The organism is Burkholderia sp. Bp9099 (assembly GCF_003857805.1).
Classification (GTDB): domain Bacteria; phylum Pseudomonadota; class Gammaproteobacteria; order Burkholderiales; family Burkholderiaceae; genus Burkholderia.
In genome coordinates this window covers 174,617-190,041 of the sequence record NZ_QTPU01000004.1, presented here as the reverse complement: position 1 = coordinate 190,041, position 15,425 = coordinate 174,617, and the positions used below count along the sequence as shown (strand labels likewise).

At 68.0% G+C, this 15,425-nt stretch carries 12 protein-coding genes; 3 read left to right on the top strand and 9 right to left on the bottom strand.

The window, feature by feature from the left end; genetic code table 11:
• The first annotated feature begins 126 nt into the window (after positions 1-126).
• Positions 127-1,503 (top strand): nucleobase:cation symporter-2 family protein, encoded by a 1,377-nt coding sequence (locus DIE17_RS05965; RefSeq protein ID WP_185500334.1) that lies wholly within the window; start codon positions 127-129, stop codon positions 1,501-1,503.
• A 258-nt stretch (positions 1,504-1,761) separates the two neighbouring features.
• On the opposite strand, the gene DIE17_RS05960 is transcribed toward DIE17_RS05965, so the two are convergent.
• From DIE17_RS05960 to DIE17_RS05950, 3 genes are read right to left on the bottom strand one after another with little or no spacing between them, the layout of a single operon-like run.
• Entirely contained in the window at positions 1,762-3,285 is a 1,524-nt protein-coding gene (locus tag DIE17_RS05960) for an efflux transporter outer membrane subunit (RefSeq protein ID WP_044844485.1), read from the bottom strand.
• Positions 3,285-6,485: an efflux RND transporter permease BpeB gene (gene bpeB / locus DIE17_RS05955; RefSeq protein WP_044844486.1), complete on the bottom strand. Its 3,201-nt coding sequence runs from the start codon at positions 6,483-6,485 to the stop codon at positions 3,285-3,287. The genes DIE17_RS05960 and bpeB overlap by 1 nt, the downstream gene beginning before the upstream one ends.
• A 15-nt stretch (positions 6,486-6,500) precedes the next feature.
• Positions 6,501-7,778, bottom strand: coding sequence for an efflux RND transporter periplasmic adaptor subunit (locus tag DIE17_RS05950; RefSeq protein ID WP_124486935.1), 1,278 nt, complete (start codon positions 7,776-7,778; stop codon positions 6,501-6,503).
• Positions 7,779-8,176: 398 nt separating this feature from the next.
• Between DIE17_RS05950 and DIE17_RS05945 the strand changes: the two genes are divergently transcribed.
• Entirely contained in the window at positions 8,177-8,818 is a 642-nt protein-coding gene (locus DIE17_RS05945; RefSeq protein ID WP_124486934.1) for a TetR family transcriptional regulator, read from the top strand.
• A gap of 5 nt (positions 8,819-8,823) precedes the next feature.
• On the opposite strand, the gene DIE17_RS05940 is transcribed toward DIE17_RS05945, so the two are convergent.
• A complete protein-coding gene (locus DIE17_RS05940) occupies positions 8,824-9,477 on the bottom strand; it encodes a cysteine hydrolase family protein (protein ID WP_124920755.1) in 654 nt (217 codons plus the stop codon).
• Positions 9,478-9,629: 152 nt separating this feature from the next.
• On the opposite strand from DIE17_RS05940, the gene DIE17_RS05935 reads away from it, so the two are divergent.
• A complete protein-coding gene (locus DIE17_RS05935) occupies positions 9,630-10,631 on the top strand; it encodes a helix-turn-helix domain-containing protein (protein ID WP_124521101.1) in 1,002 nt (333 codons plus the stop codon).
• A 73-nt stretch (positions 10,632-10,704) separates the two neighbouring features.
• Here DIE17_RS05935 and DIE17_RS05930 read toward each other — a convergent pair whose 3' ends face one another.
• The 5 genes from DIE17_RS05930 to DIE17_RS05910 form a co-directional block, all read right to left on the bottom strand.
• A complete protein-coding gene (locus DIE17_RS05930; protein ID WP_124521099.1) occupies positions 10,705-11,415 on the bottom strand; it encodes a CoxG family protein in 711 nt (236 codons plus the stop codon).
• A 28-nt stretch (positions 11,416-11,443) separates the two neighbouring features.
• Positions 11,444-11,803 carry a DUF427 domain-containing protein gene (locus DIE17_RS05925; RefSeq protein ID WP_044844491.1) on the bottom strand — a complete coding sequence of 120 codons (360 nt, stop codon included), beginning with the start codon at positions 11,801-11,803 and terminating at the stop codon, positions 11,444-11,446.
• Between the two features lie 138 nt (positions 11,804-11,941).
• On the bottom strand, positions 11,942-12,379 hold the full coding sequence (locus DIE17_RS05920; RefSeq protein WP_124521097.1) for a carboxypeptidase-like regulatory domain-containing protein: 438 nt from the start codon (positions 12,377-12,379) through the stop codon (positions 11,942-11,944).
• A 93-nt stretch (positions 12,380-12,472) separates the two neighbouring features.
• On the bottom strand, positions 12,473-13,957 hold the full coding sequence (locus DIE17_RS05915; RefSeq protein WP_044844493.1) for a DegQ family serine endoprotease: 1,485 nt from the start codon (positions 13,955-13,957) through the stop codon (positions 12,473-12,475).
• Positions 13,958-14,077: 120 nt separating this feature from the next.
• Positions 14,078-15,424, bottom strand: a complete 1,347-nt coding sequence (locus DIE17_RS05910) for an ATP-binding protein (RefSeq protein WP_124486929.1) — start codon at positions 15,422-15,424, stop codon at positions 14,078-14,080.
• Between the last annotated feature and the right edge of the window lies 1 nt (position 15,425).

Genomic DNA, 15,425 nt, shown 5'->3' with positions numbered 1-15,425 from the left:
CCTGTTTCATGCCGACCAGGCATATCGAACCAGCAAAGAACGGAATAGAACCCAGCGCTCTTGTTGCGATGTGGCATTCCGCATAACTTCGTACCACCCCGAAAACAAGATCATGGAGTGAGACAGATGCAATCGAACACGGTCCATCCGTGCGATGAGGTGCTGCCGACCGGCAAGCTTGTAACGCTTGGTCTCCAGCACGTCCTCGTCATGTACGCCGGCGCCGTCGCCGTGCCGCTTATCGTCGGCGGCGCGCTGAAGCTGCCGAAAGACCAGATCGCGTTCCTGATCAGCGCCGATCTGTTTTCGTGCGGCATCGCCACGCTGATCCAGACGCTCGGCCTGTGGATCTTCGGGATCCGCCTGCCCGTCATCATGGGCTGCACGTTCGCGGCCGTCGGCCCGATGATCGCGATCGGCACCAACCCCGGCCTCGGCATTCTCGACGTCTTCGGCTCGACCATCGCGGCCGGCATCATCGGCATCGTGCTCGCGCCGATGATCGGCAAGCTGTTGCGGTTCTTCCCGCCGGTCGTGGTCGGCACCGTGATCGCGGTGATCGGGCTGTCGCTGATGGAAGTCGGGATCAACTGGGCAGCCGGCGGCGTCGGCAACCCCGAATACGGCAGCCCCGTCTACCTCGGCCTGTCGCTGCTCGTGCTCACGCTGATCCTGCTGATCAACAAGTACGGCCGCGGCTTCCTCGCGAACATCTCGGTGCTGCTCGGCATCGTCGCCGGCTTCGTGATCGCGTTCGCGATCGGCCGCGTGAATACCGACGGCGTCGCGCACGCACCGTGGGTCGGCTTCGTGATGCCGTTCCACTTCGGCCTGCCGCACTTCGACCCGCTGTCGATCGCGACGATGGTCACGGTGATGTTCGTCACGTTCATCGAATCGACCGGCATGTTCCTCGCGGTCGGCGACATGGTCGATCGTCCGGTCAACCAGGACCGCCTCGTGCGCGGCCTGCGCGTCGACGGCCTCGGCACGCTGATCGGCGGCATCTTCAACTCGTTCCCGCATACGTCGTTCTCGCAGAACGTCGGCCTGATCGGCGTGACGGGCGTGAAGAGCCGGTTCGTCTGCGCGACGGGCGGCGTGATCCTGGTGCTGCTCGGCCTGTTCCCGAAGATGGCGCAGGTCGTCGCGTCGGTGCCGCCGTTCGTGCTCGGCGGCGCGGGCATCGTGATGTTCGGGATGGTGGCCGCGAACGGCATCAAGGTGCTGTCGAAGGTCGACTTCGTGAACAACTCGCACAACCTGTTCATCGTCGCCGTGAGCGTCGGCATGGGCCTCGTGCCGGTCGTGTCGCCGCACTTCTTCTCGAAGCTGCCGCCGGCGCTCGCGCCGATCCTGCATAGCGGCATCCTGCTCGCGTCGGCCACCGCCGTGATCCTGAACGTCGTGTTCAACGGCGTGAAAGGCGAGAAAGACGCGCGTTGCGAGATCCGCCGCGCAGGGCACGACTTCGACGGACGCCCGGCCGACGTGCATCACTGATCGGTCCGACCCGGACGCGCCGAAGGACGGCGCGATACGGAAAAGGAAAAACGCCACGGCTTGCCGTGGCGTTTTGCTTTGCGGCGAGTGATTGAGCGACGATAGCGGAGGTGCCGGTGATGACGATCCGCGGTCGCGGCCAACCGAACCGGCCGCACAAAAAAAACGCCACGGACCTTCGTCCGTGGCGTTGTCGCATCCCGGGGACCGCGACTTCGGCGAACCGGCGCGGTCGCCCGCTCCTGCCCGCCGTCGCGCTTACCCGTTCGTCGCTGCCGCCGACGCAGCAGCCGGAGCAGCCGCCTTGTCGTAGTCGACCGTCTCGTCCGGTGCGCGCGGCGTCTCGCCCGCGTGCTGGATCCAGCCGCCGCCCAGTGCGCGGTACAGCGTGACGAGGTTCGTCCAGCGTGCCAGGCGCGCGCTGATCAGCGACTGCTGCGCCGAGTACAGGTCGGTCTGCGCGGTCAGCACCGACAGGTAGCTGTCGACACCGTTCTTGTAGCGCAGGTCCGACAGGTCGAAGCGACGCTGCTGCGCGTGCTCGTTGCGCTCGAGCGCGGCGATCTGCTGGTCGTACGTGCCGCGTGCGGCCAGCCCGTCCGACACTTCGCGGAACGCCGACTGGATCGCCTTCTCGTAGTTGGCGATCTCGATGCGCTTCTGCACGTTCGCGAGGTTCAGGTTCGCGATGTTCTGCCCGCCTTCGAAGATCGGCATCGTGATCTGCGGCGCGAACGACCACGCCGCGGTGCCGGCCTTGAACAGGCCGCCGAGCGTCGGGCTGCCGGTACCGAACGCGCCCGTCAGCGAGATGCGCGGGAAGAACGCCGCACGCGCCGCGCCGATGTTCGCGTTCGCGGCCAGCAGCGTCTGCTCGGCCTGCATCACGTCCGGACGACGCGTCAGCAGGTCGGACGGCAGACCGGCCGGCACGTCCGTCAGCAGGTTTTGCGCGTCGAGCGGCATGCCCGCCGGCAGATCGTCCGGCAGCGGCTCGCCGATCAGCAGCACCAGCGCGTTCAGCGCCTGCGCACGCGCGCGCGCCTGCGCCTGCTGGTTCGCGAGCGCCGTCTCGACGACCGTCTGCGCCTGACGCAGCTCGAGCTCGGAGCCCGTGCCGTTGTCGAACTGCAGCTTGGTCAGGTCGTAGGACGCCTGGGCCGACTTCAGCGTGTTTTCCGTGACCTGCAGCAGGTCGTCGGTCGACAGCAGCGTCAGGTACTGATCCGCCACCTGCGACACCAGCGAGATCTCGGCAGCCTGCCGTGCGTACGACGTCGACAGGTACTGCGCGAGCGCCTGGTCCTTCAGGCTCTGCACGCGACCGAACAGGTCGAGTTCCCACGACGCGGAAACGCCGACGTTGTAGGCCCGCGAGATATACGGCGCACCCGTCTGCGACAGGCCCTGCGGTACGCGCTGGATGCTGCCCGTGCCCGTGCCGTCGAGCGTCGGGAACAGGCCCGCGCGCGTGATCTGGTACTGCGCGCGCGCCGCCTCGATGTTCAGCACCGACACGCGCAGGTCGCGGTTGTTCTTCAGCGCGATCTCGATCAGCCGCTGCAGGCGCGGATCGACGAAGAATTCGCGCCAGCCGATGGCGGTCGCCGCCTGGCCGTTCGCGCTGCGCGCGCCGGCAGCGCCCGGCTGCGTCGCATAGACGCCGCCGGCCGGGTACGCCTGCGCGACGGGCGCGTCGGGCCGCGTGTAGTGCGGCGCCATCGTGCAGCCCGTGGCCAGCAGCGCGACCGCGATTGCAGTCAAAGCGTGTTTTTGCATCATCACTGTCCCTTGTTGCCTTCGTCGCCGTTGCCCGGCTTCTCTTCGTGGTGCGAGTGCTCCTGAGCCAGACGCAGCGCCTGGTCGACGTCTTCCTTCTCGCCGCTGAAGATCGCGCGGATCTTCACGAAGAACATCGGGATCATGAAGATCGCGAGGAACGTCGCCGTGATCATCCCGCCGATCACGCCGGTACCGATCGCGTGCTGGCTCGCCGAACCCGCGCCGTTGCTGATCGCGAGCGGCATCACGCCGAGAATGAACGCGAGCGACGTCATCAGGATCGGACGCAGCCGCAGGCGCGCGGCTTCCAGCGCGGCCTCGATCGGCCCCATCTTCTCGGTCATCTGCAGTTCGCGCGCGAATTCGACGATCAGGATCGCGTTCTTCGCGGACAAGCCCACCGTGGTCAGCAGGCCGACCTGGAAGAACACGTCGTTCTCGAGGCCGCGCATCGTCGCCGCGAGCAGTGCGCCGACCACGCCGAGCGGCACCACCATGATCACCGAGAACGGGATCGACCAGCTTTCATACAGTGCCGCGAGACACAGGAACACGACGAGGATCGAGATCGCGTACAGGATCGGCGCCTGCGAGCCGGACTGGATTTCCTGGAACGACAGGCCGGTCCACGAATAGCCGATACCGACCGGCAGCTTCTTCGCGAGCCCTTCCATCGCGGTCATCGCCTGACCGGTCGACTTGCCCGGTGCGGCCTGACCCTGGATTTCCATCGCCGACACGCCGTTGTAACGCTCGAGCTTCGGCGAACCGTACGTCCAGTGACCGGTCGCGAACGCGCTGAACGGCACCATCCCGCCCGACCCGTTGCGCACGTACCAGATGTTCATGTCCTCCGGCGTCATCCGGAACGGCGCATCCGACTGCACGTACACCTTCTTGATCCGGCCGTCGGTGTCGAGGAAGTTGTTCACGTACTTCGACGCCCACGCGATCGAGAACGTCTGGTCGATCGCATCCGCCGTCACGCCGAGCGCATTCGCCTTCTCGCGATCGATGTCGACCTTGTACTGCGGCGTATCGTTCAGCCCGTTCGGACGCACGCCCTGCAGCGTCGGATCCTTCGAGGCCATCCCGAGCAGCTGGTTACGTGCGGCCATCAGCGCGTCGTGGCCGAGACCGGCGTTGTCCGTCAGCTCGAAGTCGAAGCCGGCGGCGGTCCCGAGTTCCGGAATCGACGGCGGGTTGAACGGGATCACGATCGCGTCCTTGTAGCCCGAATAGCGCCCGAACATCCGGCCGATCAGCGCCTGGACCTTCTGGTTCGCGTGCTGGCGCTGCGAGTAGTCCTTCAGGCGCACGAACACGAGACCCGAGTTCTGGCCGCGGCCGGCGAAGCTGAAGCCGTTGACCGTGAACGCCGATTCGACGATTTCCTTCTCGTCCTTCAGCAGGTAGTCGGAAATGTTCGCGAGCGTCTTCGCGGTCGTTTCCTGCGTCGAGCCCGACGGCGTCTGCACGATCACGAACATCAGGCCCTGGTCTTCATCGGGCAGGAACGACTTCGGCAGGCGCACGAACAGCAGGCCGACCGCGACGATCACGACCAGGTAGATGATCAGCCAGCGGCCCGAGCGCTTGATCACGTGGTGCACGCCGACGTGGTACTTGTCGCGGCTGTTGTTGAACGTGCGGTTGAACCAGCCGAAGAAGCCCTTCTTCTCTTCGTGATGGCCCTGCGGGATCGGCTTGAGGATCGTCGCGCACAGGGCCGGCGTCAGAATCAACGCGACCAGCACCGACAGCACCATCGCCGACACGATCGTCAGCGAGAACTGACGATAGATCGCACCGACCGACCCGCCGGAGAACGCGACCGGCACGAACACCGCCGACAGCACGAGCGCGACGCCGACGAGTGCGCCGGTGATCTGGCCCATCGCCTTGCGGGTCGCCTCCTTCGGCGACAGCCCCTCTTCCGCCATCACGCGCTCGACGTTCTCCACCACCACGATCGCATCGTCCACCAGCAGGCCGATCGCGAGCACGAGGCCGAACATCGACAACGTGTTGATCGAGAAGCCCACCAGCGACATGATCGCGAACGTGCCGAGCAGCACGACCGGCACCGCGATCGTCGGGATGATCGTCGCCCGCAGGTTCTGCAGGAACAGATACATCACGAGGAACACGAGCACGATACCTTCGAGCAGCGTCTTGACCACTTCCTCGATCGACAGCTTCACGAACGGGGTCGTGTCGTACGGATACTTCACGACGAGGCCGTGCGGGAAGAACGGTGCGAGCTCGTCGATCTTCGCGCGCACGGCCTTCGCGGTCGCGAGCGCGTTCGCGTTGGTCGCGAGCTGGATACCGAGTGCCGCGGTCGGCTGACCGTTGTACTTCGTGTCGAAGTTGTAGTTTTCGCCGCCGAGGCCGATTTGCGCGACGTCCTTCAAGCGCACCTGCGAGCCGTCCTGGTTGACCTTCAGCAGGATGTTGCCGAACTGCTCGGGCGTCTGCAGCAGCGTCGATTCGGTGATCGTCGCCTGCAGCACGGTGCCCGGCTTGGCCGGCGTGCCGCCGATCTGGCCGCCCGCGATCTGCACGTTCTGCGCGGTGATCGCGCTCGTCACGTCGACCGGCGTGAGGCCGTAGTTCGTCAGGCGGGTCGGGTCGAGCCAGATCCGCATCGCGTACTGCGAGCCGAACAGCGTGACGGTACCGACGCCGTTCAACCGGCTGATCGGATCCTTCACGTGCGACGCCACGAAGTTCGCGAGGTCGTACTTGTTCATGCTGCCGTCTTCGGAGTTGAAGGCGAGCACCAGCAGGAAGCTGCTGCTCGACTTCGTCACCGACAGACCGAGCTGCTGCACGACCTGCGGCAGAACCGGCGTCGCGAGCGACAGCTTGTTCTGCACCTGGACCTGCGCGATGTCGGCGTTGGTGCCCGGCGCGAACGTCAGCGTGATCGTGGCGTTGCCCGAGTCGTCACTCGTCGACGACATGTACAGGAAGTTGTCGAGACCGCTCATCTGCTGCTCGATCACCTGCGTCACCGTGTCTTCCACCGTCTTCGCGGAAGCGCCCGGGTAGTTCGCGGTGATCTGGATCGATGGCGGCGCGATCGTCGGATACTGCGCGATCGGCAGCGTGAAGATCGCCGCAACCCCGGCCAGCATCAGGATGATGGCGATCACCCACGCGAAGATCGGGCGATCGATAAAAAACTTTGCCATGAAACAGGCTCCCTGTTATTGCGCGCTCGAAGCAGCGGCGGCGCTCGCCGGCGCTGCGCCCGATGCGGCGGCGCCGGACGCGGCGGCGGCGCCGGAACCGGCGGCAGCCGGCGCGGCGGTGGCAGCGGCGACACCCGATGCGGCACCGGCCGCCGGTGCGAGTTGTGCCTCCACCGACTTCACGGTCGCGCCCGGACGCACCTTCTCGCCCCCCTGCACGATCACGTGGTCGCCCGCCTGCAGACCGCCTTCGACGATCCAGTCCTGGCCGCGCATGCCCGCCGTCTTCAGCGGACGCGGCTCGACCTTGTTGCTCGCGTTCACCACCATCGCGATCGCCTGGCCCTTCTGGTCATGCGTGACGCCGATCTGCGGCACCAGGAACGCGTTCTCGTTCACGCCTTCCTCGATCCGTGCGCGCACGAACATCCCCGGCAGCAGCACGCGGCCCGGGTTCGGGAAGACCGCGCGGATCGTCACCGAGCCGGTGGCCTGGTCGACCGTCACGTCGGAGAACTGCAGCTTGCCGGCTTCGGAGTACGTCTTGCCGTCTTCCAGGATCAGCGACACCTTCGCCGCGCCCGGGCCGCTCGTCTTCAGGCGGCCGCTCTGCACGTCCTGGCGCAGCTTCAGCCCGTCGAGGCTCGACTGCGTCAGGTCGACATAGACCGGATCGAGCTGCTGCACCGTCGACATCAGCGTCGCCTGGCTCGCCTGCACGTACGCGCCCGGCGTCACCTGCGAAATGCCGACGCGGCCGGTGATCGGCGAGACCACATCCGTGTAGCCGAGATTGATCTGCGCGGTGTCGACCGCCGCCTTGCCGGCCGCGACGTCCGCCGCGGCCTGCCCTTGGGTGGCCACCGCGTTGTCGTAGTCCTGCTTGCTGACCGCGTTCGCGGCCACCAGCACCTTGTAGCGCGCGACCAGCGCGTTCTGCGTGACGAGGTTCGCCTGCGCCTTCGCGAGCGTCGCCTTCGCGCTGTTCAATGCAGCGAGGTACGGCGCCGGATCGATCTTGTACAGACGTTGGCCGGCCTTGACGTCGGTGCCTTCGGTGAATTCACGGCGCAGCACGATGCCGTCGACCCGCGCGCGGACCTGCGCAACGAGGAATGCGCTGGTACGGCCCGGCAGTTCGCTGTAGACCGGCACGGCTTGCGGCTGGACGGTGACGACGCCGACTTCCGGCGTTTGCGGCGGCGGTGCCGATTCTTTTTTTCCGCATGCAGCCAGGAAAACCGCGGCTGCCGCGACAGTGATCAAGCGGTATGGAACCCGTTCGACGCGCATGGAGCGACCTCTGTGTGTAACCAATGGAATGAGTGCGGCGCACGGACGGAGCGCCACACGGATGCGCCTCGCGGCGCAGATCGAACACCTGAATTACTGGACTACTGGATACAGCAAGTCGGCACGAGACCTCCATGCCGACGAGATGCCGCGAACTGCGGACTGGTACTTTGGCGGGAATCAGCAGAGTGGGATATTAACTGATTGCCACTTTGGTCATTCGATCGTAGGGTGGTATTGTATATACATTCACGAATGTATGTAAAAAGCCCGCTCGTCCGTCGCCAACCGCCAAGTCTTACGAATTATTACCAGTCGCAAGCATAGCCCGTCCGCACAGCCGCGACGAGGGTTACGGACCCTATATTCACCTACGATCGATCCATTCAGGCCTGCACATGGTCAGACGCACCAAGGAGGAGGCGCTCGAGACGCGCAACCGCATTCTCGACGCCGCCGAACACGTGTTCTTCGAGAAGGGCGTGTCGCACACGTCGCTCGCGGACATCGCCCATCACGCCGGCGTGACGCGCGGCGCGATCTACTGGCATTTCGCGAACAAGAGCGAGCTGTTCGACGCGATGTTCGACCGCGTGTTCCTGCCGATCGACGAACTCAAGCGGATGCCGCTCGATGCGCCCGGCGGCAATCCGCTGGAGAAGATCCGCAAGATCCTGATCTGGTGCCTGCTCGGCGTGCAGCGCGACTCGCAGTTGCGGCGCGTGTTCAGCATCCTGTTCATGAAGTGCGAGTACGTCGCGGACATGGAGCCGCTGCTGCAGCGCAACCGCGCGGGGATGAGCGAGGCGCTGCACGCGATCGATGCCGATCTCGCGGGCGCCGTGCGGCTCAAGCTGCTGCCCGAGCGGCTCGACACGTGGCGCGCGACGCTGATGCTGCACACGCTCGTCAGCGGTTTCGTGCGCGACATGCTGATGCTGCCCGACGAGATCGACGCCGAGCAGCATGCGGAACAGCTAGTCGACGGCTGCTTCGACATGATGCGTTACAGCCCGGCGATGCTGAAGACGGGCGACTGACCGGCTCAGGCCGCCTTCGCGCGTTGCGCGCGGGCCCGCCGGTTCGACGCGGCCACCGAATCGCGCGTCGGCATCGCCGCGCCGCCGAGTCCCGCGATCCATGCGTCGGTCGACATCACGGCCGCGAAATTCGACTGGAACACCACCGTGTACGCGCGGTGAATCTCTTCGGCGCTCGCCGCGCCCGCTTCGTTCGCGTACGGCAACGCGCCGGTCGTGTCCGCCAGGTATTCGACGGCGAGCCCCGCGTGGGCCGCGTGATAGACCGTCGACGCATTGCAGTTGTGCGTCATGTAGCCGGCGACCGCGAGCGTATCGATGCCGTGCGCGTCGAGCCACGCGGCGAGATCGGTGCCGGCGAACGAACTGGCCTGCGCCTTCACGACGAGGTGCGCATACGGCCGGTCGGCGACGACCGGATGCAGCGCGACACCGTCGGTGCCCGGTGCGAAGATCGGCGCGCCCGCCGGCGCGACGTGCTGGACGACGATCACCGGCACGCCGGCCGCGTGCGCGGCGTCGATCGCGCGGCCGATGTTCGCCAGCGACGCGTCGACGGGCGGATATTCGATCGGCAGGTTGCCGGTCACGTATTCGTTCTGGACATCGATCACGATCAGGGCACGGCGGGAAGCGGAAGACGATACGGCGTTCGACATGGCAGGCTCCGGGTTCGGCCGCGCCGCCCCGCTCCGGAACGGGGCGGACAGCAGCGCGATGCGATGCATTGTCGGATTGCATCGCGCCGGCGGACAGTGGCCCGATAGCCATTCTTCGATAGAATCGGGCCATCGCCACCCCGGAGCCCGTCATGCGCGCCGCTGCGTCGTCCGTTGCCCCCGCCTCGACCGTCGTCGCCGTGATCGCGTACGACGGCATCAGCCCGTTCCACCTGTCGGTGCCGTCCGTCGTGTTCGGCAAGGAGCGCGATGCGGCCGCGATGCCCGCGTTCGAGTGCCGCGTGTGCTCGGCCGAGCGCGGCCCGCTGTCGACGACGGGCGGCTTCACGATCACCGCGCCTTACGGGCTCGACGCGCTCGACGACGCGGACATCGTGATCGTGCCGGCATGGCGCGATCCCGACGAAGCGCCGCCGGACGTGCTGGTCGATGCGGTACGCGCGGCCGCCGCGCGCGGCGCGCAGGTGGTCGGCCTGTGCCTCGGCGCGTACGTGCTCGCCGCGGCCGGGCTGCTCGACGGGCGCCCGGCCACGACACACTGGGCGTGGGCCGACGACTTCGCGCAGCGCTTTCCGCGCGTGAAGCTCGACCCCGACGTGCTGTACGTCGACGACGGCAACCTGATGACGTCGGCCGGCACGGCCGCGGGGCTCGACTGCTGCCTGCACGTCGTGCGGCGGCGCTTCGGCTCGGACGCCGCGAACCGGATCGCGCGGCGTCTCGTGATCCCGCCGCACCGCCAGGGCGGCCAGGCGCAATACGTGCCGCAGCCGGTCGCCGCGCATCCGCGCGACGCGCGCCTCGCGGGCCTGCTCGACTGGGTGCGCGCGCATCTCGACGTCGCGCACAGTGTGGATTCGCTCGCAGAACGCGTGCTGATGAGCCGGCGCACCTTCACGCGCCACTTCCGCCAGGCGACGGGCACGACCGTCACCGCGTGGCTGCAGGCCGAGCGGCTCACGCGCGCGCAGCATCTGCTGGAAACCACCGGACAATCGATCGACGCGATCGCGCAAGCGGCCGGCTACGGCTCGAGCGTGTCGCTGCGCCAGCATTTCGCGGGCGCGCTCGGCACGTCGCCGTCGGCATATCGGCGGGAATTTCGCGGCGCCGGGCCCGACGCCCGACGCTAGCGGCGGCCGCACCGCCGACGAACGGCCGGCGACCGGCCGGACAATGAGACAGCGCGGCGGCGCGCGCAGGCGCTCAGGTGCCGTTGATCCAGCGCGCCGCGTACAGCAGCAGCGCCACGAACACGACGATCGCGGCCCACGCCCAGACGGGCAGCGGACCCGATTCGCGATGATGCACGGCGCTCGCGGCGCGGCCGCCGAGCGCCCCGCCGAGGTGCGGCGGCAGCGGACGCTTCGCCGCGGCCATCAGCGACGCCGGCCGCAGGAACACATGCTGGCGACGCTGCGGGCTCGAGCGCGCGCGGTTCGGCACGAGACCGTGCTTCGCCTGCACGACCGCGCAGAATTCGCGGAAGAAATCGTCCGTCCACTCGTGCAGCGCGTTCTCGATCTGCCGCGCCGGCAGCTCGGCGAGCGGCCCGCTCGCCGTCGCCCACACCACGTATTCGATGCACGTCTCGGCCGTGTCGTCATCGTCCGGCCGCAGCACGAGCTCGACCTGCCCGCGCAGCGCGCCGAGGCCGTCGGCCCGCGCCTTGAAGTTGAGCACGCGGCGCGGCTGCCCTTCCGCGTCGCCCTGCTCGCTCGCCGAATGCGCACGCACGTCGTAGCGCGCGCGCAGCGGGCCGAGCGGCACCGTGATGGTCAGCGCGAACTCGCCGCGCGCGAGCTTCACGAACGATTCGCAATGATCGAAGCTCGCCCGCAGCAGCGCGAGATCCTCGAGCGCCGCCCGCACGACGGCCGGCGCGAGCGGTACGCGTAACGTGTCGTTCAGTTCCATGATGCCTCCCCGATGAACACGCGCCGCATCAGGACGTCTCGACGAGACTGTCGACCCGTGCGACGTCGAAGGCGACGTAGTGCGCAAGCGCGGACGCGGTCGCCCCCGGTTCCTCGTAACTCCATGCGGCGTTCTCGATCACGCCGTCTTCGGTCTGCAGGTCGAAATACACGGCCCGGCCCCTCAGCGGACAGTCCGTCGTGACGCTCGACTTCACGAGCCGGTGCATGTTCACGTCGCCGCGCGGCAGGTAATGGATATCCGGCAGGCCCGTTTCGCGCACGGTCAGCGCGCCGTGCGAATCGGCATACGTGATGCCGCGATGGATCACGCGCACGCGATGGCGGTTCGGCACGATTTCGAGGCGAGGGTCGGCGGCATCGGACATCGTTTCTCCTCCGGGCGGCGGTCCCGGCGCGCAAGCCGCGGGCCGGAAACGAAAAAGCCACGGCACAAGTGCCGTGGCCTTCATTATGGGCGAAACTGGGCCCGATTGCGCGGCCCGGCCGGGCCTGCGCGCGACGCGCTACTGCGCACTCCACTGAAACGCGACCTTCGCGCCGCCCTTCGCGCCGACCGTGACCGCGCGCGATTCGTCGCTGCCCTGGTACGACGCGTGCACGGTGTAGCGCCCCGGCGGCAGCTTCACGAGCATGTACGGCCCGCGCGCGTCCGTCGCCAGCAGCTCGGTGCCCTTGCCGTCGACGATCCGCACATGGACGTCGGCCAGGTATTCGCCGCCCTTGCCGGTGAACCGCAGCGCCAGCGGCCACGCCGCCTCGTTGCTCTCGAATGCCGTCGATTGATCCTTGCCGATGCCGCCCGACACGTAGCTGACATCGCCCTGCTGGCTCGCCGCGGGCAAGCCGTCCGATTGCGCGTACGCGCCGGGCACGGCGGCGGCGAAGCCGGCGGCCAGCGCCGCCGCGACGGCAAATCGGGACACGTTGCGTAGATATTGCATGGCTCCCTCCTTTCGGGTCGGAACACAGCACCACGGGCCGAACGCCGGCGACGCCCGTCGGGGCCGGCCAGGCCGGCCCGCAACGGCCGCCGGTCAGCTCAGGTCGACCGGCACGAAGATCTGTGCATTATCCCGCTGGATCAGGAGAGCAAGACTGTTGCCTGCTCCCTTGACCGCGTCGCGCAACTGCTCGGGGCTCGTGACCGGGCGGCCGTTGACCGCGAGGATCACGTCGCCGGGCTGGATGCCCGCGCTGGCTGCCGGCCCACCGGCCTGCTGCACGATCAGCCCGTGCGACAGGTTGGCGGCACTGCGCTCCTGCGGCGTGAGCGGACGCACCGCGACGCCGAGGCGCCCCTGCTCGACGGGGCCGCCGTCGTTCGATGCCAGCTTCGCGTCGGTCATCGCGCCGAGCGTCACGCTGATCGACTTCGTCGACTTGTCGCGCCACACCTGCAGGTCGGCCTTCGAGCCCGGCTTCAGGTTCGCGATCTGCGCGGGCAGCGACGTGGAGTCGGCCACCGGCGAGCCGTTGACCGCGAGGATCACGTCGCCCGGCTGCAGGCCGGCCTTCGCGGCCGGGCCATTCGGGTCGACCGAGCTGACGAGCGCGCCGTCCGGCTTCTGCAGTCCGAACGAGCTCGCGAGCGTCTGGTTCAGCCCCTGCACGGCGACGCCGAGGCGACCGCGGCTCACGTGGCCGGTCTTCACGAGCTCGTCCTTGACCTTGATCGCCTCGTTGATCGGGATCGCGAACGACAGGCCCTGGAAGCCGCCCGTCTGCGAGTAGATCATCGAGTTGATGCCGATCACCTCGCCCTGCAGGTTGAACAGCGGGCCGCCCGAGTTGCCGGGGTTCACCGGCACGTCGGTCTGGATGAACGGCGTGTAGTTCTCGTCGGGCAGCGCGCGCGATTTCGCGCTGATGATGCCGGACGTGACCGTGTTGTCGAAGCCGTACGGCGAACCGATCGCGACGACCCACTGGCCGACCTTGCTCTGTGCCGGGTCACCGATCTTCACGGTCGGCAGGCCGCTCGCGTCGATCTTCAGCACCGCCACGTCGGACTGCTTGTCGGCGCCGACGACCTTCGCCTTGTACTCGCGCTTGTCGGTCAGCTTGACCGTAACGACGTTCGCGCCGTCGATCACGTGCGCATTGGTGAGGATGTACCCGTCCGAGCTGACGATGAATCCCGACCCGAGGCTCGCGCTCGGCTGGTCGTCCGGCTGCGTGTCGCCGCCCATGCCCGGCACCTGGCCGTAGAAGTGCTTGAAGAACTGGTAGAACGGATCGCTCGGATCCATCGGCAGCTGCGGCTGCGGCACGCGCCGCGACACCTGCTTCACGACGTGCTTTGCGCTGATGTTCACGACCGCCGGGCCGTAGGTTTCGACCAGCCCGGAGAAATCGGGAATGCCGGTCTTCGCCGCGGCCTCGGCCGGCATCAGCGCGGCGGCCTGCGCGGGCGTGATGATCTGCGGATCGGCGCGGCGGGTGCCCGCGACATAACCGGCGGACAGGGCGGCCGCCACGGCGACCGCGACGGCGCCGCGCGCAAGGAATCGGGTGTTCATCGTAGGACCTCCTCGTTGTTAGGACGCAGCGTAACGACGCTGACTTAAAGGAGGCTTAATCGACCTTAAGCGGGGCTTAGGCCGCCGCTACCGCGCGGCGCCCGCGCGGTGTGCCGTTCGTCATACGGATTCGGACGCCTGCGGCGCCGGCTGCGGCAGCTCGGCATCGCGGAACACGACGCTCACGAGCAGGCCGCCCGCGGCCGCGTCGCCGAGCGTCACGGTCGCGCCCTGCTGAGCCGCCACGCGCTTGACGATCGCGAGCCCCAGCCCGCTGCCCGACACGTCGGCCCGCGCCCGCGCGGAGCTGTCGCGGTAGAAGCGGTCGAACACGCGCTCGCGCTCTTCGGCCGGGATGCCGGGGCCGCTGTCGCCGATCTGCACGCACGCGCGGCCGGCCGCGTCGCGCGTCAGCGACACGTCGATGCGGCCGCCGTCCGGCGTGTACTTCACCGCGTTGTCGAGCAGGTTGCCGAACATCACGCGCAGCGCGCCGACGTCCGCGACGACGGTCGCCGCGCGCGTCTCCTCGAAGCCGAGATCGATGCTGTGCCGTTGCGCGAGTGGTGCATGCGCGGCCACGCATTCGACCAGCAGCGCCTGCAGGTCGACCGGCTCGCGCATCGTCGCGCCGTCCGGTTCGGCGCGCGCCAGCGCGAGCAGTTGCTCGGCGAGGCGCGTCGCGCGCGTGACGCCGTCCTGCAGATCGGCGAGCGCCTCGCGGCGCGAAGCGTCGTCCTTCGCGCGCGCGACGAGCTGCGCCTGGATCTGCACGGCCGCGAGCGGCGTGCGCAGCTCGTGCGCGGCATCGGCGACGAAGGCCTTCTGCGTGTCGAGCGCGGCCGCGAGCCGCGCGAGCAGCCCGTTCAGCGCGCGCACAAGCGGCTGCACCTCGAGCGGCAGGCGCGCATCGGGCAACGGATCGAGCGCTTCCGGCCGGCGCGCCTCGACCGCGCGCGTGAGGCGCTCGAGCGGCGCGAGCCCTTGCCCGACGATCATCCAGACCGCCGCGCCGAGAAACGGCAGCAGCACGATCAGCGGCCACAGCGTGCGCAGCGCGACGTTCGCCGCGAGCCGGTTGCGCACCGACAGCGGCTGCGCGAGCTGCACGACGTTGTCGCCGACGATCGCGCCGTACACGCGCCATTCGCCGCGATCGGTGCGCTCGGTCGAGAAGCCGAGTTCCGCGCGCGGCGCGATCGGCGCGCGCGGATGCGAGAAGTACATCAGCACGCCGTTGCGGTTCCAGATCTGGATCACGATGCCTTCGTCGCCGTTGGTGCGCGAACCGAACACCTGCGAAAACGGCTCGGACGGCAGCGCCGCGGCGATTTCCTGCAGCTGGTAGTCGAACAGCTCGTTCGCTTCGGCGAGCGCCTGCCGGTAGATCAGCCAGCCCGCGGCGCCCACGCCCGCGACGACGATCGCGAGCAGCCAGATCAGTAGTTGATGACGAATCGACCGCACG